Source organism: Anoxybacillus sp. UARK-01 (genome assembly GCF_002075365.1).
GTDB classification, from domain to species: domain Bacteria; phylum Bacillota; class Bacilli; order Bacillales; family Anoxybacillaceae; genus Anoxybacteroides; species Anoxybacteroides rupiense.
Genome location: NZ_NASY01000037.1, coordinates 81,620 through 100,436, shown reverse-complemented (window position 1 = coordinate 100,436; position 18,817 = coordinate 81,620). Strand labels below are relative to the sequence as shown.

Sequence of the window (18,817 nt, the reverse complement as noted above, 5' to 3'; positions counted from 1 at the left end):
TACGTAAGCGTTTTCTCAAGTAATTTTTAAAATTTTTAGACTTTTTATGAAAGACAAGCTAAGATTTCAGCCATTTCCCTGCTCTCTCTTATTCCTTTTTAAAAATAAAAAAGCAGGCAAAAATCGCCTGCTTTTCTCCATAATTTATGCACTCTTAAAACTTTCCTTGATATTGTTCAAGCTCCCATGCATGCACAGCTGTGCGGTAGCTATTCCATTCCTCATTTTTTATGGCTACATATTCATCAAATACGTGATTACCTAGCGTTTGGCGTCCAATCGTACCATTTACAAATTCAGACACAGCGTCTCCTAAGCTTGCTGGAAGATTTTCAATACCAAGCTCTTCCCGACGCTCTTCTGTCATATGAAAAATGTCCTCATCAATCGGAGCTGGCGCTTTCAGCGCTTTTTCAATACCATCAAGTCCAGCTGCCGCAATCACAGCAAACGCTAAATAAGGGTTGGCCGCTGGATCTGGACAGCGAAGCTCTACACGTGTCGCTACACCGCGTTTAGCCGGGATCCGGATAAGCGCCGAACGGTTGGATGCTGACCACGCAATATAGCATGGTGCCTCATATCCCGGAACAAGACGTTTATAGGAATTGACAAGTGGGTTTGTGACCGCTGCAAAACTTTTCACATTTTTTAATAAACCAGCGATAAATTGATATGCTGTTTCTGAAAGCTGATTTTCATCGCTCGGATCAAAGAATGCATTTTCTCCATCTTTAAATAATGACATATTGACGTGCATTCCTGATCCGTTAATGCCGAAGACAGGCTTTGGCATGAAAGTAGCATGCAATCCATATTTGCTTGCAATCGTTTTCACTACCCATTTATAAGTTGTAGCATTGTCAGCAGAGCCTAATGCATCCGCGTATTTAAAGTTAATTTCATGCTGTCCTTCGGCCACCTCATGATGTGAGGCTTCGATTGTGAAGCCCATCGCTTTTAATGCTCGATAAATCTCAAGACGAACGCGTTCCCCAAGATCTTTTGGCGATGGTTCAAAATAACCGCCATTATCTTGTGTTTGTGTCGTTGGATTTCCGTGTTCATCCGTTTTGAATAAGAAAAATTCTAATTCCGGACCGACAGAAATCGTATACCCTTGCTGCGCCGCACGTTCGACTGTTTTCTTTAATACGTTACGAGGATCTCCTTCAAATCGCGTTGCATCTGGGTTCATTACAGAGCAAAGAAAACGCGCCTCCGAATATCCCTCTTCTACCGTCCAAGGCAAAACAGCAAATGTGTTAAGATCCGGAAGAAGATACAAATCTGATTTGTTTATAGGCGAAAATCCTTTAATGGAGGAGCCGTCAAACATGATTTTTCCATTGACCACATCATCCAATTGCTCAACCGTAACCGTCACATGCTTTAAAATTCCTTCAATATCTACAAATTGCAAATGTAAAAGCTCTACATGTTTTTGTTGAATCGTCTCTTTAATTTGTTCAAGAACTGCCGTATCATTGTTCACTTGCGAAACTAACACCTTAGACATGTTACATAACCTCACATTCGTGCGTATAGTTTTCTAACATGATTTTATTATATTGAAACATTCCCGTTTTGACAATCACTTTTTTTATAAATCTTTCTGTATTTTTATAATTTTTTAAGAAAGCGTTTTCTTGATCATCTGTTTTTATATGTTTGAAAGATTGTAGTCAAGTGTAATAACCTTTCATTTTTTTGTATATTCATTCATTCTTCCTATTATAAAAGCCAACCTTTTGAGTAAAAGGTTGGCTTTGAAGATAAACAGAAGATCTCCTTTTTTTTCGACGATCAGGTGTCTCGGTCACACCCAAGCATGACCGAGAATCAAACAATCAACCGTTTTCAGACACATCACTTGGTCAGAAAGACGACTGTTGCAGTGAGTTCCTTGTCCGCTCATATGCGGGGAAATATTGACACATTCCATTGGATTAAGATCGTTACATTGAATAACGCCGCTAAAATGGGAAGGCACTCCCTTCGATATACATAGGCTTTCCCCAAACAGAGGAATGAACTTATCTCCAACATTTATCCATCACAGGCTACGAAGCCAAATGATCCGATATTAGTCTCTTTTTATGATTGCGGATGGCCCACCAAACCGAAAACACCCAGCCGGCAATAATGATGCTATAAACCACCATATACAAATTTTCCGCTACATTCCAAGAGTGAAGCAATGTGCGTGCATTCGTTAACACAATTAATCCTCCGACAAGCACGCCAAGCAAATGGGAAGGCATGATTCTAACAATCCAAGCAGCAATCGGTGCTGCGATAATTCCTCCTAGCATGAGCGTACCGACCCAAAACCAGTTCACTTCCTCCCATCCTAAAGAAATGAAAAATCCAAGCGTAGCAGACACGGCTACCGCAAACTCTGATGTATCAACAGTTCCCACGACTTTGCGGGCTTCTACTCCTTTTTTCGCTAAAAGGACAGGTGTTGCGATCGGTCCCCATCCTCCGCCGCCGGTTGCGTCAAAAAAACCAGCTAACAGTCCGAGCGGAACCAGCTGTTTATTTGACATCTTTTGCACTCGTTCCGTTTCTTGAGACGATTGAAGAAATAAAAAGCGATAGATAATATAAAGTCCAAGAATTAATAAAAAAGTAGAAATGTACGGTTTAATTAAATCTCCAGGCAGATTACTTAAAAAGCAGGCGCCAACAAATGCACCAATCGATCCCGGAATAATCAGCTTTAACACCATATCGCGGTCTACGTTTCCAAATTTTAAATGAGAAGCTCCAGAAGCGGCGGTTGTCACCACCTCAGCTAAATGTACAGATGCCGAAGCAACAGCAGGCGCAATTCCAAAAGCAAGAAGCAGTGTCGTCGAAGTCACCCCATAAGCCATCCCAAGTGAGCCATCAATCAGTTGGGCGATAAACCCAACAATGATAAATACAATCAGCTTTTTCATGATCTTCAACCTCCCCTAATCTTTGCAAAATCATTTATTTCATGTGTCGATGTTTATCTTTTGCTCAGAAAAGCGTTCTTAAGTTTTCCTACATCCCTCCCTTTGATAGACAAAAAAGACACTTTATTGTCGGATATGCATTCCCCAACCATAAAGTGCCTTCAGTTTGTCTGATCAGCATTTACCTGTTTGAATTTTTTCATTATTTAATACATTAATACCAAGTATTCCTACTTGTCAAGTGTGTTTTATCATTCATTTTTTATCTTCTCCATACGATTTCGTCTTCCGCTTCATTCTATATGCTCGCTTAATCACTTGCATCTAATGAAATACACCTTAAAGATGGAGCGGCCACCTTTTGAGGAGTGGACAGATCAGGGGACAATCTGTGGATTGGCTTTCACCACACATTTGCACGACAAAAAACGAACAACCAGCCATTTTCAGATGATTTTAGTTATCAGGAAGAGGAGTTGTTCGATCACCTTACCGTCGAAATCAGTTATAGTCTAAACAACTGTTGATACATCCAGTTGTATCTATATAGTTTATACAGCACTGCTCCTACGTTTTCCGCATTATTCTTAAATGGATGGCCTCGTTTCATGAGCTTACGAATGTTTTAATCACCCGTTGATGTAGCAAGAGTCACTTTTCCCTTTACGCATTCCTCTTTTTTGGACGATGCTGGCGCCATGAACCCGATTCAATCAAAGGAAGGTGGAGGGCCTTGTCAGGATGGTAGACGTACACATATCCCTCTATCTCCTGAGTACAGTCTCTAATCCATACGCGCTCGTATTCGTTATCATTTCTTCCTTCCTCGTAATCCTCCAGCTCATCCATCCTTCGAATTCCATCTATCGTTATAGTCAGCCATTCACCAACTACTTCCCCCTCCTGATCCACTACAAGGGCCGGATATGATCCGACATCATACAATTTTCCCTTTACTTTTCCAGGCTTCACGTTTTGCAAATAAGGAGCCGCAATTTCATGATTCACTTCACCTGTTAATAACGTTCCGTATACAAACACTCGACACGTTTGTTCCGTCATTCCTCTCTCCCTGCCTTATTATCAAAGTAAACGGCTAAAATAAAAAAGAGCTGGCCGCTCGAGCCAGCTTTACTCCTTCCATTTTATGCTGCAGCCGATGCTTGGCTTTTGCTGTTCAGACACGGGCTGATTAGCTAGGAGGGCATCCAAGGCCGCCCGAATAGAAGCACCGGTAACAGGAATGCCATTATTCGGTCTTGAGTCATCCAATTGGCCGCGATACACACATTTTAATTCTTTATCAAAAATATAAAAATCTGGCGTGCATGCCGCTTGATATGCTTTCGCTACCTCTTGCGTTTCATCAAACAAGTAAGGGAACGGATATCCTAACTCTTCAGCGACTTTTTTCATATTTTCCGGAGAATCATCCGGATATTTCTCGGCGTCATTCGAGTTGATGGCAACAAACGACACCCCTTTTGGCTGATAATCGTGAGCGAGACGGATCAATTCATGCTGCACATGCTTAACAAACGGGCAATGGTTGCAAATAAACATGATGACAGTCGCCACATCAGATTTCACATCCTCCAACCGCACGATCTTGCCATCAATCGCATTGACAAGAGCAAAAGACGGCGCTTGCTTTCCTAATGGAAACATTGCTGATTCAACCGCAGGCATATTTCCACATCCTCTCTGCAATGTCGTATTTTTCTTCGATTATAACAGACTTCTTTTTTCCTTACAAATCCTGTGCCTATAAAAACATCCACAGTTGGAAGAAGCATGTGATTTGCCTTTCGGCCATACGGATGCGAAACAAAAAAGGAACACGCCCCTTTCAGACCCATTCCCGATTCTGTGCAGCAACATTGTCCCCCCTATAAACAGCACTAGCAAATGCTAACATGTCAAGCGAAATCTCTATAAACGCATAAACAAGCACATGCATATACTATGGATGCACTTCATTTTTATTAGAAAGGAGGAGAAGCATGTCGTTTATTTATTTGCATAAAAAAGCCACGCCGCCTGCTGATCCAAGCAGCTCTGCTACCTTTCCTGTTTTTCATCATCGGCGTCCTCAAACCGAAGAGTTGTTGAATGAACAGCAGCAATTTCATGAGCATTTGTCCGCTTCCATGGAGCAGCTTCAGCACTCTTTTTCCTTGCAACAGCAACAGCATGAACATTTATATGCCCAATGGCAAGAAATGAACGAAAACGATCAAACCGTAAAGAAAGCGATTCTTGATTCCCTTTCTGTTCAGGAAAACACAATGAAAAGACTGGCTCAACAAATCGCCTTTCAAGACGAGCTGTATCAAGGATTGAGCGCACGCTTGGAGGGACAAGAAAAGCTATATCAAAAGTTAGCAGAAAAGCTGGAGCTTCAAGGTGTGTTTCATGACACGGTCATCAAACGATTAGAAGCCCAAGAAGCATCGCAATATAAAATAATGAGACAGCTCGATACTATCAAAGAGATTATTTTTGAGCGATGCACACATATCGTGGAAACCATTAAGCAGACGATTTCATCCATATTCACGAGAAATTCTCAACAGCCAAGCCAAACCGAGACCTCCGAAAAAGAGCTCATGCACATGTGATCCTTTGCATTCAGCAAAGGATCTTTTTTCATAGAAAAACACCATGCGTTTGTCATCAAAACAAGTAGACTTTCTATCAGCAAACAAGCATAATAGAAAATGCAGAAAACTGAAACAAACGCGGTTAAACATAGAAATTGTTGATATACATACAGAAAAAAGAACGGAGCGGATACAAAATATTTCCAATTGACAAAAGTAGCGATTCACGCGCTCACGCGACAGAAGAATAGCGAGTTGCTTTACAAATTGGTTTGTTGATCGGAAAGCAGTGCCGTCCAGACAAAACTCAAAAGATAGCACGAACTCTACCGAAAGGCACAAACAATCAACAAGACTCCGTTTCATCTATCCTGAAAAAATTCCTTTCGTCAGCGCAAGTAAAGAAAGCCATTTCAACAAAAGGGGTTTTCGCCCTTCCGATGATGATCTCATTTTTTGTCATGGACGTCTATATCATAGCTTGACAGACAAGGAGGAAAAAATGATGCACATTGTTTCAATTAATATCGGGATGCCGCAAACGGTGACAATTGACGAAAAGCCTCTGACTACTGGAATTTATAAACAGCCAGTGAATGGGCCCATCACTGTCACAAAAACCCATTGCATTGGCGATGGACAAGCGGATCTTATTCACCATGGGGGGCCGGATAAAGCGATTTGTGCTTATGCGTCTGAACATTTTTCGTTTTGGGAGCAAGTCTATCATCGCTCATTCACCCCAGGTGCATTTGGGGAAAATTTGACTCTCTTTGGGTTGACGGAAAACCAAGTCTGCATCGGCGATGTATATGAGGTCGGTACAGCGGTCATCCAAGTTTCACAGCCGCGTCAGCCGTGTTTTAAATTAGCTAAACGCCACGGGTTAAAGGATCTGCCGCTCAAAGTTCAAGAAACCGGCTACACAGGCTTTTATTTTCGCGTGCTTCAAGAAGGTTCCATACAGAAAGGTGATCCTCTCACATTAATCGATCGGAGCCCGCTTGCTCTCTCTATTCATGATGTGAATACTATTTATTATATTGATAAAAGGAATGTAGCGGCTATGAAAACCATTATTGCCGAGCCTGCCTTATCGGAAGATTGGCGCCAATCATTCATCAAACGAATGGAGAGGTGATAAAAGTCTTGCACGGATATGCCGTGCAAGACTTTTATATGGCGTCCTTTTTAAATTGTCGATAATACAGCTCACTGTAAAATCCTTTTTCCTTCAGAAGGGAATCATGCGTTCCTTGTTCCACCACGGTTCCTTCACGCAAAACAAGAATGCGATCAGCTTGTTGAATCGTATTGAGCCGATGGGCGATAACAAAGCAGGTTCGCTTCTCCATCAAACGCTCAAGCGCCTCTTGAATCATCAGTTCCGTCATTGTGTCAATATTGCTTGTCGCTTCATCCAAAACTAAAATAGACGGTTTCGCGATCATTGCCCTAGCAATTGCCAGCAATTGCTTTTGTCCTTGACTAATACCGCTGCCGTCCGGCTGTAAAACGGTATCATAGCCTTTTGGCAATTTTGTAATAAACGAATGCGCATTCGCCCACTTAGCCGCTTCCACCACTTCTTCATCTGTTGCCTCCAGTCTGCCATAACGAATATTCTCGCGAATCGTTCCTTGGAACAAAAAAGGATCTTGCAATACAAACGCCATATGGCTGCGAAGACTGGACCGCTTCACTCGCCGAGTATCTATACCATCAATCAAAATTTGTCCATGATCCGGATCATAAAATCGCATAAGAAGCTGAATAATCGTGGTTTTTCCGACACCCGTCGGTCCAACAAGCGCTACCGTCTCGCCTTCTGTTACTGAAAAATTGACATTTTGAATCGCTTTTCGTTTTTGATCATATGAAAAAGACACATTGCGAAATTCAACATTTCCGCGCACAGCAGGCAAATCAATCGCTTCTGCTTCATCATCCTCTTCCTTGTCTTGGTCAACAATTTCAAACACCCGCTCAGCACCAGCCAATGCAGATAGAAATGTATTCCATTGATTGGCAAGATCATTGAGCGGACGTGTAAATTGTCTGGCATATTCTGAAAAAATCACAATCGTTCCGATTGAAATCATTCCTTTAAATGCGAAAATTCCTCCGACACCCGCAATTAAGGCAAAACTCATATTATTTAGCACGTTCATAAGTTTGGGAATAAAACCTGAATAGGTTTGCGCCCAAAATCCCGATTGCTTGAGCTGTTCACTTTTTTCTAAAAACTGAGCAATCATCTTTTTTTCTTGGGAAAATAACTTAACGACTTTTTGTCCAGAAATCACTTCTTCAATAAATCCGTTCAACTCTCCTAAATTTCTCTGCTGCTCTTTAAACCTCATTTGTGTTCGATTCGTAATCCATTTCATAGATCCATACATAATCGGCACAATCAACAGCGTTACCGCTGTCAAGAGAGGACTTAACAGGAGCATCACCACCACCGCTCCGATAAGCGTAAGAGTACTTGAAATCACTTGGATAACCGTACTGTTGAACGTTTGGCTCATATTGTCAATATCGTTCGTCAATCGGCTCATTAGCTCCCCCGATTGCCTTTGATTGAAAAAAGAGATAGGAAGCTGATGAAATTGTCCAAATAATTCAGTGCGAATTGCGTAAATCGTCTTTTGCGCAATTCCAATCATCCAGTAGCTTTGTAAAAAGCTTGATAACGACAAAGCGAGATAAATAAGCAAAAGAGCAACAACAACCATCCAAAAGCCATCTGTACGCTTGGCGATAATATATGTATCGACAGCTCTCCCCACGATATATGGGCCAAGAAGGCTGAGACCGGAGCTAATCATCACCATTACGATGACAACTGCTAGGTGCCCCTTTTGATGCTCGAGAAAGCCCCATATGCGCCGCAGCGTTTGAGCATTTTCTTTCACGCTCCGCTTATTTTCTTTTACTCCCATCATTCTATGTGGTGCTCTTAACATCGCTAATTCCCTTCTTTCCAAGCTGTGATTCAACAAGCTTAGAGTATAACTCGTTCGTTCGTAACAAATATTCATGCGTTCCATGCGCCAGCAATTTTCCGTCTTTAAGCAAAATAATCGTATCTGCCTCCATGGCGGTTGATATTTTTTGAGTGACAATGAGAGTTGTGCATGAATAGGATTTTAATGCCTGTAACAACTGAGCTTCTGTTTGAACATCCAATGCGCTTGTACTGTCATCTAACAAAAGAATTTTGGGATGGCGCACAAGTGCTCGAGCGATAGAAATACGCTGTTTTTGTCCTCCCGACAGAGTCACCCCTTTTTGTCCGACCATCGTATCATACCCTTCGGGAAAACTCATAATGGTATTATGAATTTGGGCGTTTTTCGCGGCTTGTATCATCTCTTCTTCTGTCACGTTGTCCATTCCAAAGCAAATGTTATCGCGAATCGTTCCCGAAAATAACAAAATATCCTGCGGTACAAAGCCGATAGCTGTGCGCAAGCGTTCTTGTCTTATTTGCCGAATGTCGATTCCGTCCACTTTAATGGTTCCGTCCATAGCATCATATAGCCGAGGAATCAGCTGCAGCAGCGAAGACTTGCCAGAACCAGTCTCTCCCAAAATCGCTACCGTTTCATGCGCACCGATAGAAAACGAAATGTCTCGCAATACATCGACATCAGTTTCCGGATATCGAAACGAAACGTTCTCAAATTGAATGCTTCCTGCTTCAATAGGCTCTTCGTCTCGTTTGTCCTTATCGAGCATATCAACCGGTGCTGTCAGTATATTGGCAATACGCTGCCCTGATGCCTTGGCACGAGAAAACGCTGTCGTTACAAAAGTAAAGATCGATAAAGCAGCCGTCATACGTGTCGTGTAATTAATCACCGCTACGACTTCCCCTGCTGTTGCACTGCCTGTATGAATTTCCACTCGTCCGATGAGTAAAATGATAACGATTGCCATATTCATCACCAACAGCAAAACAGGAGTGATCGTTTCTATAAGTCGCAAAACGGTCATGGTCCGCGTCATAAGCGCTTGATTCGTTTCGGTAAATCTTGTTTTCTCATAAAGGCTGCGCCCCCATGCCTTAATCAGTCTTATACCGGCGATATTTTCGCCCATAATGCTGTTGACACGGTCCAATATGTGCTGCACCTTTGTAAAAAATTGAGCGGCTTTGTTCATCATAAAAAGTAAAAAGGCGAGCGACGCCGGTACGACAATGAGCAAAATAAGAGCAAGCTTCACATGGACAAACAGCGCCATGACTACACCAAAAATAATCAAGAGTGGCGCCCTAAGCATCACTCGCAAGCTCATAAATACCATATTTTGCATTTGGGATACATCATTCGTCATCCTCGTAATTAAAGAAGCCGTTGGAAATTGGGAAAAATGAAATAACGAAAACGACTGAACCTTTTGAAAGAGCGCATTTCGCAACGCAAATCCGTACTGTTGTCCAACGTAAGCGGCAGCAAACGAATTGGCAATACCAGACAGAAAAGCAAGAAGAGAGGTCGCAACCATCACAGCGCCCCATTTCCAAATGACATGCAAGTCATTTTTCATCACTCCATTATCAATAATTTTTTCCATTAATAACGGATGCCACAGTTCCACAAACAATTCAATCAACATGAGCATCCAGGCTATTATCATCCATTTTCTGTATGGTTTTAAATAGGATAATACATAGCGCATTGTTTTTCCCCACCCTTCGTTGTGTCTTTTATTTTAACTTGCATGGTGGAGGTTTTACAATTTTTTTGATACAGTGGTATATACACTAACTGATTATGCATATATAGTAGATATTTCCTCAATCATCCTCTTATACCAAAAAAAACTAGATTCGTGATCTCCTCGTAAAAATATATACACTCCTCATTTTTTTAGAAATCACTAACCATAAAACCATTTTTACGAATACATGTCCCTCATTAATAATCCTATGATGAACATATCAGAAGAGAAGTGAAAAGAAGCAGAGAGAAATAGCGGCAGTAAACGATTTATGAGGCAATGTTCCAGCAGTGAGACGTACAACAAATATAATTTAGACAAAAAAAAAGTTTCAACAAAAAGGATGAAACTCATGAAACACTTATCTAACAGCGCCACAGCTGAAAAAACAGCGGCAGCTATTCAAAAAACAAGGAATGACAACAAAAAACAGGACAAACTGATCATTATGTACTCTTTTTTACCCTTTTCAGTCACTTCGCCGCGTGCAGCAACATCTATTGATCAATCCGTCGAGGCTTCGCCAATCGTCATCGAAAGCATACACACGTCATTTGCCGGGCGGTTCTCACATATATGCTTATCAACAAGCAGTCGCAAAAATTGTTGATCAGATAAAGAACGATATTCCTTCAAATCATGAAGAATGTGAATCATGCTGGATAATGGAGACTGGTCGATTTCCCCTAGAATTCCATCTGTATATAAAAAAAGCCTTGCCTGTTGATTATAATGAATCACTTCTTTTTTAAATGGAACAGAAAGTGGACTGCCGATCGCCAATCCTCCTTGATCCATCTCAATAATTTCATTATTAGTTAATAAAAACCCGGAAGGATGGCCTGCATTTATATATTCAATTTGTTGCTTTTTTGTATCGATTACAGCATAAATCATTGAAAACAGTGAGGACGTTTCTCTAGAGCTCTCGGGGAATAGGGTTTGTACATATTTTTCAAGCTCCGTCGCTACACAAGCGGGATCAGTAACACGAAGGATGAGCTCTCTTAATTGTGAGCGCAATAACATGATGATTAGAGAAGAGGAAAGTCCGCGGCACATAATGTCGATTATTATAACCCCAAAGCGAACCTCATCAATTCGATAGCAAGCATACATATCCCCAGATAATTCCTCCGATGGAATATAAAGTGCATCCATCGTTATATCCTTCGTTTGAATCGGAGAAGTGAATATGCTTTGCTGAATGTTTTTGATCAGCTCTGAATTCTTTTGCTGTTCCCATTCTTTTTGTTTGACCTTTGTTACATCCCTGATCGTCATAACATATCCTGTCGTTGCTCCAACTGAGTCCGTGACTGGAACGACTGAAAAAACAACATTCATCATCGTTGTATCTTTTTTTCTTGCTTCGCATTCCAAATCTAAAAGCCCCTCACTCCCTGTCTGACGAATCATTTTAGCCAGATCAAACAAATGGTATGAAAATAATGAAAGTAAAGGCCGGCCAATGATCTCTTCTTTTTTCCATCCGAATAATAATTCTGCTGCTTCGCTCCAGTGCTTGATCGTCATATCCTTATACAATGTAACAACAGCCATCATTGGTATTTTATAAATAGCGTTTAGTACGTTCTCGATTTCCAATATGTCAGAAAACTTCCATATAAATAAATTGTTTTGGCCATGATGATCCGCTAAACCATAGACGGTTAAACGTCTTAAAAGGAGCCCGTCTTGCAATTGATACGAATGAACATTTCCGTCCCAATAGCCCTCCTTTAAAACATTCTCCCAAATGAGATGATAGGTAGAAATACTATAACTTTGCGTAAACAATAGATGGACAGGCTGGCCAATCAATTGCTGCTGGCGGTAGCCAATGGAGGCTAGCAGTATTTCATTCACAGCAACAATTCTAGCATCACGATTGGTAATGATGATCCCTTCCTGCCTATGAAAAATTTCTTCACTCTTCGACACATATACATGTTCTTTTTTCATTTAAATTCCGCCCTTTTCTATAATTTTTAGATAAAGCGTTATTTTATTCATTCTACAAATTTCTTGTTGTTTCCTTCTAAAAAAATATAATAAAATTAAAATCATAAAAGGATTATGCGATATAATCTATAGAATTTGGGCGGAAGAAACGGACACTTCATAAGGAAAAAAACCCTCCATCCCCATGAGGGAAAGAGGGCTTGCACGCTATATTCGCATTAAGCGCATTGAATTGAAAAGCACGATCAATGTTGCTCCCATATCTGCAAAAATCGCCATCCACAATGTAAGCCATCCAGGAACGATCAAAATTAAGGCCAAAAGCTTTAAAGATAAAGCTAAAACAATATTTTCTTTAATCATTCGCAGCGCTTTACGGCTTAGGCGAATGACATAAGGTAGTTGGCGAAGATCATCTCCCATTAACACAATATCCGCCGTTTCCAGAGCTACATCGGTTCCCCCTGTTCCCAACGCCACTCCAACATTGGCTGCTGCTAATGCCGGGGCATCATTAACTCCATCACCGATCATCGCCACTCGACCATATTTCTCTCTCATTTCTTTCATCACGCGAAGCTTATCTTCAGGAAGCAATTCTGCTTGTATTTCTGTGAGGCCAATTGAGTGGCTAACATGTTCAGCCGTCACCCGATGATCTCCTGTGACTACTGTCAGCTGTTTTATTTTTTCTTTGCGAAGCTCTTGAATGATATCCGCTGCATATTCACGAACTTGGTCAGAAACGGCCGCCACTCCTAGCAACTGATGCTCACTTCCCAGCACAACCACCGTATTTCCTGCCTGTTGAAGCTGCTGAATGGTAGCGTGAACCTCCTTCGATAACAGATATTCTGAAAACAAAGCCGGGCTTCCAATATAATAGGTGATTCCGTCCACGGATGCGGAAGCTCCCTTTCCTGTAACCGAATAAAAATTCGTCACTTGACGATCAGTGAATACAATGCCTCGCTCTTGTGCTTTTCGCACAATGGCTGAAGCAATGGGGTGCTGAGAATATTTTTCGATCGCAGCCGCAATCTGAAGCCATTCTTCTTCCGTGACATGATCAGAAAATAAACGGATAGCTGCCACTTCTGGCGTTCCTTTTGTCAAAGTTCCCGTTTTATCAAAAGCGATAGCTGCGATTTTCCCCATTTCTTCCAAATAAATTCCGCCTTTGATAAGAATCCCGCGCCGTGCGGCATGACCGATGGCTGTGACAATAGCGACAGGAGTACTGATGACAAGCGCACATGGACAGCCGACCACCAATACAGCTAATCCACGATAAACCCATGCTTCCCAATTTTCTCCGAACAGAAGAGGAGGCGTCACAGCAACAATAAAAGCGATCATCATAATCAGCGGGGTATAATAGCGGGCGAAGCGATCGACTAATTGTTGAGCAGGAGCCCGCTCGGCTTGAGCTTCTTCGACAAGATCAATCATTTTCGCCAACATAGATTCGCTTCGTTTTTTCGTGACTTTGACCTCTAATGCCCCTTCCTCATTAATAGTTCCGGCATACACCTCATCATTCACACTTTTATAAACAGGCATTGATTCTCCTGTAATGGTCGCTTCATTAACGGCTGAGGTCCCATGCACAACAAGGCCGTCTGCCGCAATTTTTTGTCCTGGCTTAACAATCATGATATCATCAATCTCTAGCTCATCAACATCGACTTCATATTCCTGATTCTCTTTGCGAACCATCGCCTTTTTTGGTGCGGCATCAATCAAGTACTGAATTGAACGACGAGACCGATCCATTGCATAGCGTTCCAGCGCTTCACTGATAGCAAACAAAAGTACAACAACGGCTCCTTCTTTCCACTCTCCGATAAACGCGGCCCCGATGATCGCAATTGTCATCAGTGTTTTCATATCAAAGCGGAAATGCCATAAATTTAGCAATCCCACTCGAAGCAAATCATAACCGCCCACAGCAATTGCTAAGGCAAATGCTCCAACCGCAAGCCATTCGCTTTCTTTCATCCATAAAGAAGCTGCATATCCCACCATAAGAAAGCAGGCAGAAATCAATGCCAATACAGTAGCCCGTGTTTGCCAAAATTCTGGCGCCGATGACTGCGTTTGGGCGTGCTCTGGAATGAGACGAATTCCGTCAAAGGCTCCCGCTTTCTCCAACTCTGCAATCGAGGCCTCGCCAATAACGGTCAGTTTGGCGGCTCCAAAATTCACATGCGCCTCTTTTACCGTCGCAATTGCTTTGACGTTTTGTTCAAATTTTGCTGCACAATTCGCACAGGAAAGTCCTTGAAGACGATATACATGTCTATTTTCCATCTCCTCCCTCCTCTCCTACATGCATAAGAGCCATCGATACCAATTGATAAAGGTGCTCATCCTTTAACGAATAAAACACAAGCTTTCCTTCTTTTCGATGCTTAGCAAGCCCCATATCACGAAGAACGCGCAAATGATGCGAGGCTGTTGCTACGGTCGCGTCAATGATATGAACAACATCGCAAACACATAATTCTTTCTCCAATGTAAGCGCATAAGCAATTTTTAAACGAGTGGCATCCGATAAAGCTTTAAACAGCTGTTCGACTCCTTCAATCTTGTCCCTTTACAGCTGCTACTTTTTTCTCATCAAAGCAAAACACTTCACATATGTCGCGAACCATTTTATCCTCTCATTCAAATGTTCATTTGAATATAGTATATATAATAGGCAAACAATCGGTCCATTCATTTTGCTTTTTATTTCTCTCCCGCTTACATGGCGTTTCAAAGTGGAAAACTTCTTAGTGGATATGTTAAACAAAAATCAATAAAAACAAGGCGCTATGGCCTTGTTTGTTTTTTGCTCATTGAACAAAGATTAAGCGCATTCATAGCTAGATGACGCGCTGATCACTGAAAATCATTGCTTCTGCTTGCCCTAAGCGACTATGCGGATAACAAGCCAATCCGCCCATTTGAAGAAAATAAAACGAAGGCCAATCCGCAGACTTGCCTTCGTTTTACAAACGTGTGACGAGAGTTTGAGCCATGCCGCTTCCAGATCCGTTCATAAACCTACACCCGTCGATCCTTATTTCTTTGCTCTTCTCAGTTTAGCCAATCGTTTTTGTTGCTACCTGTGATTGGGAAGTAATTTTTGCCGGGACAGCCACTTCTCGATATTGGCATATGTTTTTTTCCACGTAACATAAATAATATCTCCATCGCTTTGGAGTAACTCAATCGTTCCCCATGATTCATGGTTTTTCAGTATGGATTCCGCACTTTCCTGTCTCAGATCGTTTTTTAATCCTTCCATAAATCCGCTTATCTCCTTTGGATCGCTGAGCACGATTTCTTTGAATCTTTCATCTCCCATCATAATAGTTACTTGACGGATTGGCGCCACTTCTTTTTCTCGCAAAATAAAATAGTAATTTTGCTTATATTCATTTGATTCAATGATCTGTTTATAAAAAGGCATGTATGGATCGGTAGGCACATCGTATACTCGAATGAGGCGATCCCCATTTTTCAAAACATATCCGATGACGACACGTTTAGTATCGGCAAACGGTGAAGGCAGTGTCGGCTTATTGGCAATGAGTTGTTCGTGAAAAATATATACATTTTGAATATTTTCTTTACTACTTAAAAATTGATTGGGCTGCTCTATCAATGAATGATTTTCCCTTTGCTGCGTATCTATGTCAAATCGAGACACGGAATCACCAAAGTATACCTTTTCAATATCGGCGAGCTTTGGCATTCGTTTTTCATATCCTGTCAGATCAAAATAAAGAACAGTGCCAACAAGCAGCATAGGCAGCAAAAAGTAGACATATCCTTTCCATTTATGAAAGACGCGCCATGTTTTCTCGATCACCATCTCCGCAACCAAAAATCCGATAATGGAGAAGACCATATAACCAAATAGAATCCAGCCGAAGCTGCCATTCATTACTTCTCTAAAGTATATCCCCCCAACAAGCATGAAGCAGAAAGGGACCCCAAATAAAAACACCGGGCGCAATATCGGAAAAGCAAGCGCCTGATTGGCTGCTTCACTAGGGCGCTTCCTATACATCCATAACGCCATGACGATACATAATCCTGTTAAAAAGAGGTAGCCTATCGCTTCTTGTAAGCTAAAATCTCGCATACTCAGCTCTATAAATCGAATAAATGGAACGATTTTCTCTATATTAGCATTTAAATAATAATCAGCAGCAAACCCGGCTAATACATATCTCATATTCGTTAATACGAGAACAAAAATTCCTGCTGGAAATAAAAATAAAATGTAGGCAAATATACCTTGAAGCACCGAAATTCCTGTCAGCATCCCGACAAAAACACTAACAGCAAACACAAACATTTCCATCAAAAATACTTCCGCTATCCATAGTACAATATCAGCCGATGCAATGCGATCAAGTGGCAACCAATAACATAAAACAGACACTACTAAAGCGGTAAAAACAAGTGGAACAAGCAGGATCATCCCGCCGAGCATCATATGTTGTGTAAATAATGATTCACGACGAAACGGTAAACTATGCATATAGTCAGCCGACTGTTTTACGTGCATATAGCGAAACAAAAAAATCCCTAACAAAACCGGAATCGTAAAAACGAGCATTCCCTGAAACGGCGCGGAAATATCAAATACATTTTTAAGACCTCTGAGATAATCTAATTGATTTTTGCCATTTGTATAGGCCATCATAATCGGAAGTGGAACGATTGCTAATAATAGAAGCAAATGGACAATCGCAATCCAGCCAATATTCCGAAAGTGCTGCAGCCAGATAGAACGGTTAAACCATAACGCTTTCGATAGCATACCCGACCCTCCCCATTTCATAAACAAAAATTTCTTCTAAAGTAAGCGGTAGTACATCAAAAATGACTGGCGCAAATCGCTGAATATACGCATCCACTTCTTCACGATTGCCTCGAACAATGCATAAAAGGACACTGCCTCGCTGCTCTTGATAAACGACTTGCAAACCGGTAAGAAAAGAAGAAGGAATACCGTCGCGAAAAGCAACTTGAATTTTATGAACATCTGCTTTTAAATCATCAATCTCCCTCTCCATAATCATTTCACCATTGTGCAAAATACCGACATGATCACAAAGATCTTCAACCTCTCTCAAGTTATGCGATGAAATGAAAACCGTCATATTCCGCTCCGCCACATCCTGTACAAGTAAGTTTTTCATCTTTTTTCTCATCACGGCATCCAACCCGTCAAAAGGTTCGTCAAGAATCAATACATCCGGCATAACGGAAAAGGCGAGCCAAAATGCTGCTTGGCGCTGCATTCCTTTCGACATGCGTTGAATTTTTTGCTGTACATCGATCGAAAACCATTCCTGTAGCTGCCAAAATCGTTCTTCATTCCAGCCAGGATAAACGTCTCTATAAAATTGGGCCATTTGCTGGATTGTAACATGTGGAAAAAAATAGGGGTTATCAGGTAAAAACAGCAGTTTCTTCTTTAGCTTAACATTTTCAAAAATCGGTTCTCCCTCAATAAAAATATCGCCGTCGTCCGGTTTATAAATGCCGGCAAGCATCTTTAACAACGTTGTTTTTCCGGCACCATTTGAACCGAGAAGTCCATAAATCGAGCCTTTTTGAACATGCAGACTTACATCTTTGACCGCTTCTACCTGTTCAAATCCTTTATGGACATGATGAATTTCAATCATCGCGGATCTCCTCCTCCTGCTATTTGTTCCGCTTCATCTACTAGAGATAAAATGGCATCTTTCTTCATTCCAATATAGAACGCCTCACATAAAAGCTTCAGCAACTGCTGCTTAGCTGTCTCTAATTTTTCACGACTGACTTCTTCCGGCTGTGTAGCGACAAAATGGCCTTTTCCGGGAATGGAGTAAATATAGCCTTGATGCTCAAGTTCACGATACGCTTTTTGAATCGTGTTCGGATTAATCGTTAGCTCCTTCGCTAATAATCTGACAGACGGCAGCTGTTCGTTTGGGCCCCACACTTCATGAATAATGAATTCCTTTATTTTTTCAACTAATTGTTCATAAATTGGCTGACGACTGCGAATATCAAGTTCAAACATCTCCCCTCCTCCTTTCTCACGTCTGTACTAACTGTAATATAAATCATAGTACAGTTGAGCTAAAAAAGCAACTTTTCTTAATAAAAAACTTTATTCATCAACTCATATCCCAAAATCAACGGATGTGATAGAATGTTAACAAATTATAAATCGATCCTGCTTCACTTCATAAAAGCGGCTTGCTTCTTCTGCCTTTCTCTCCTATCATCAGGAATATATTTCCTGTGATATAAGAAAGATGTTTCATCATTCACTCCTCCATATGACCCTCGTACGGTCATATAGGAACACTTAAATAATCGACATGCGGCACAAAACGAGCAGAAAGAATAGCAAAGAAGGATTTACGGATGTTGAAAAATTAGCTAGATAGAACCGTGACTTGCCTCTGTCCGTAAAAAATAGGATTCTACTTTTGACGTCTCATCTTCTCATGGTATCTATAACCCGATATACATAAGCATATAAGTCAACTGAAAAAGATGAAAGGG

The 18,817-nt window shown here is 41.3% G+C and carries 13 protein-coding genes and 1 pseudogene; 2 read left to right on the top strand and 12 right to left on the bottom strand.

Annotated features, from left to right (window positions below):
* Positions 1–154 precede the first annotated feature (154 nt).
* From glnA to B6A27_RS07815, 4 genes are all read right to left on the bottom strand, one after another.
* Positions 155–1,519, bottom strand: coding sequence for a type I glutamate--ammonia ligase (glnA, locus tag B6A27_RS07830; RefSeq protein ID WP_080861129.1), 1,365 nt, complete (start codon positions 1,517–1,519; stop codon positions 155–157).
* A 544-nt stretch (positions 1,520–2,063) separates the two neighbouring features.
* Positions 2,064–2,948, bottom strand: a complete 885-nt coding sequence (locus B6A27_RS07825) for a sulfite exporter TauE/SafE family protein (RefSeq protein ID WP_066149023.1) — start codon at positions 2,946–2,948, stop codon at positions 2,064–2,066.
* Between the two features lie 663 nt (positions 2,949–3,611).
* Positions 3,612–4,010 carry a gamma-glutamylcyclotransferase family protein gene (locus tag B6A27_RS07820; protein WP_080861125.1) on the bottom strand — a complete coding sequence of 133 codons (399 nt, stop codon included), beginning with the start codon at positions 4,008–4,010 and terminating at the stop codon, positions 3,612–3,614.
* Between the two features lie 69 nt (positions 4,011–4,079).
* On the bottom strand, positions 4,080–4,637 hold the full coding sequence (locus B6A27_RS07815; protein ID WP_066149025.1) for a thioredoxin family protein: 558 nt from the start codon (positions 4,635–4,637) through the stop codon (positions 4,080–4,082).
* Between the two features lie 314 nt (positions 4,638–4,951).
* Here B6A27_RS07815 and B6A27_RS07810 point away from each other — a divergent pair, with 314 nt between their 5' ends.
* Together B6A27_RS07810 and B6A27_RS07805 are read left to right on the top strand one after the other, a co-directional pair.
* Positions 4,952–5,569 carry a hypothetical protein gene (locus tag B6A27_RS07810; RefSeq protein ID WP_080861123.1) on the top strand — a complete coding sequence of 206 codons (618 nt, stop codon included), beginning with the start codon at positions 4,952–4,954 and terminating at the stop codon, positions 5,567–5,569.
* Between the two features lie 487 nt (positions 5,570–6,056).
* Complete coding sequence (locus B6A27_RS07805) at positions 6,057–6,692, top strand: MOSC domain-containing protein (protein ID WP_080861121.1); 636 nt, start codon at positions 6,057–6,059, stop codon at positions 6,690–6,692.
* A gap of 34 nt (positions 6,693–6,726) precedes the next feature.
* Here B6A27_RS07805 and B6A27_RS07800 read toward each other — a convergent pair whose 3' ends face one another.
* From B6A27_RS07800 to B6A27_RS07765, 8 genes and pseudogenes are all read right to left on the bottom strand, one after another.
* A complete protein-coding gene (locus B6A27_RS07800) occupies positions 6,727–8,499 on the bottom strand; it encodes an ABC transporter ATP-binding protein (protein ID WP_236631821.1) in 1,773 nt (590 codons plus the stop codon).
* Position 8,500: 1 nt separating this feature from the next.
* Entirely contained in the window at positions 8,501–10,240 is a 1,740-nt protein-coding gene (locus B6A27_RS07795; protein ID WP_080861117.1) for an ABC transporter ATP-binding protein, read from the bottom strand.
* 546 nt (positions 10,241–10,786) lie between these two features.
* On the bottom strand, positions 10,787–12,247 hold the full coding sequence (locus B6A27_RS07790) for a SpoIIE family protein phosphatase (protein ID WP_080861115.1): 1,461 nt from the start codon (positions 12,245–12,247) through the stop codon (positions 10,787–10,789).
* 207 nt (positions 12,248–12,454) lie between these two features.
* On the bottom strand, positions 12,455–14,560 hold the full coding sequence (locus B6A27_RS07785; RefSeq protein ID WP_080861114.1) for a heavy metal translocating P-type ATPase: 2,106 nt from the start codon (positions 14,558–14,560) through the stop codon (positions 12,455–12,457).
* A pseudogene (locus tag B6A27_RS07780) lies at positions 14,550–14,904 on the bottom strand (ArsR/SmtB family transcription factor). Before B6A27_RS07780 ends, B6A27_RS07785 begins: the two are co-directional and overlap by 11 nt.
* A gap of 452 nt (positions 14,905–15,356) precedes the next feature.
* Positions 15,357–17,069: a DUF6449 domain-containing protein gene (locus tag B6A27_RS07775; RefSeq protein WP_066149032.1), complete on the bottom strand. Its 1,713-nt coding sequence runs from the start codon at positions 17,067–17,069 to the stop codon at positions 15,357–15,359.
* Entirely contained in the window at positions 17,044–17,943 is a 900-nt protein-coding gene (locus B6A27_RS07770; protein ID WP_080861109.1) for an ABC transporter ATP-binding protein, read from the bottom strand. The genes B6A27_RS07775 and B6A27_RS07770 overlap by 26 nt, the downstream gene beginning before the upstream one ends.
* On the bottom strand, positions 17,940–18,326 hold the full coding sequence (locus B6A27_RS07765) for a GntR family transcriptional regulator (protein ID WP_044741631.1): 387 nt from the start codon (positions 18,324–18,326) through the stop codon (positions 17,940–17,942). The genes B6A27_RS07770 and B6A27_RS07765 overlap by 4 nt, the downstream gene beginning before the upstream one ends.
* Positions 18,327–18,817: the final 491 nt, after the last annotated feature.

What these genes read in the sequence shown, in the direction of transcription:
- glnA (WP_080861129.1), bottom strand. Translation starts at nt 1,519, where the DNA reads ATGTCTAAGGTGTTAGTTTCGCAAGTGAACAATGATACGGCAGTTCTT.
- B6A27_RS07825 (WP_066149023.1), bottom strand. Translation starts at nt 2,948, where the DNA reads ATGAAAAAGCTGATTGTATTTATCATTGTTGGGTTTATCGCCCAACTG.
- B6A27_RS07820 (WP_080861125.1), bottom strand. Translation starts at nt 4,010, where the DNA reads ATGACGGAACAAACGTGTCGAGTGTTTGTATACGGAACGTTATTAACA.
- B6A27_RS07815 (WP_066149025.1), bottom strand. Translation starts at nt 4,637, where the DNA reads ATGCCTGCGGTTGAATCAGCAATGTTTCCATTAGGAAAGCAAGCGCCG.
- B6A27_RS07810 (WP_080861123.1), top strand. Translation starts at nt 4,952, where the DNA reads ATGTCGTTTATTTATTTGCATAAAAAAGCCACGCCGCCTGCTGATCCA.
- B6A27_RS07805 (WP_080861121.1), top strand. Translation starts at nt 6,057, where the DNA reads ATGCACATTGTTTCAATTAATATCGGGATGCCGCAAACGGTGACAATT.
- B6A27_RS07800 (WP_236631821.1), bottom strand. Translation starts at nt 8,499, where the DNA reads ATGATGGGAGTAAAAGAAAATAAGCGGAGCGTGAAAGAAAATGCTCAA.
- B6A27_RS07795 (WP_080861117.1), bottom strand. Translation starts at nt 10,240, where the DNA reads ATGCGCTATGTATTATCCTATTTAAAACCATACAGAAAATGGATGATA.
- B6A27_RS07790 (WP_080861115.1), bottom strand. Translation starts at nt 12,247, where the DNA reads ATGAAAAAAGAACATGTATATGTGTCGAAGAGTGAAGAAATTTTTCAT.
- B6A27_RS07785 (WP_080861114.1), bottom strand. Translation starts at nt 14,560, where the DNA reads ATGGAAAATAGACATGTATATCGTCTTCAAGGACTTTCCTGTGCGAAT.
- B6A27_RS07775 (WP_066149032.1), bottom strand. Translation starts at nt 17,069, where the DNA reads ATGCTATCGAAAGCGTTATGGTTTAACCGTTCTATCTGGCTGCAGCAC.
- B6A27_RS07770 (WP_080861109.1), bottom strand. Translation starts at nt 17,943, where the DNA reads ATGATTGAAATTCATCATGTCCATAAAGGATTTGAACAGGTAGAAGCG.
- B6A27_RS07765 (WP_044741631.1), bottom strand. Translation starts at nt 18,326, where the DNA reads ATGTTTGAACTTGATATTCGCAGTCGTCAGCCAATTTATGAACAATTA.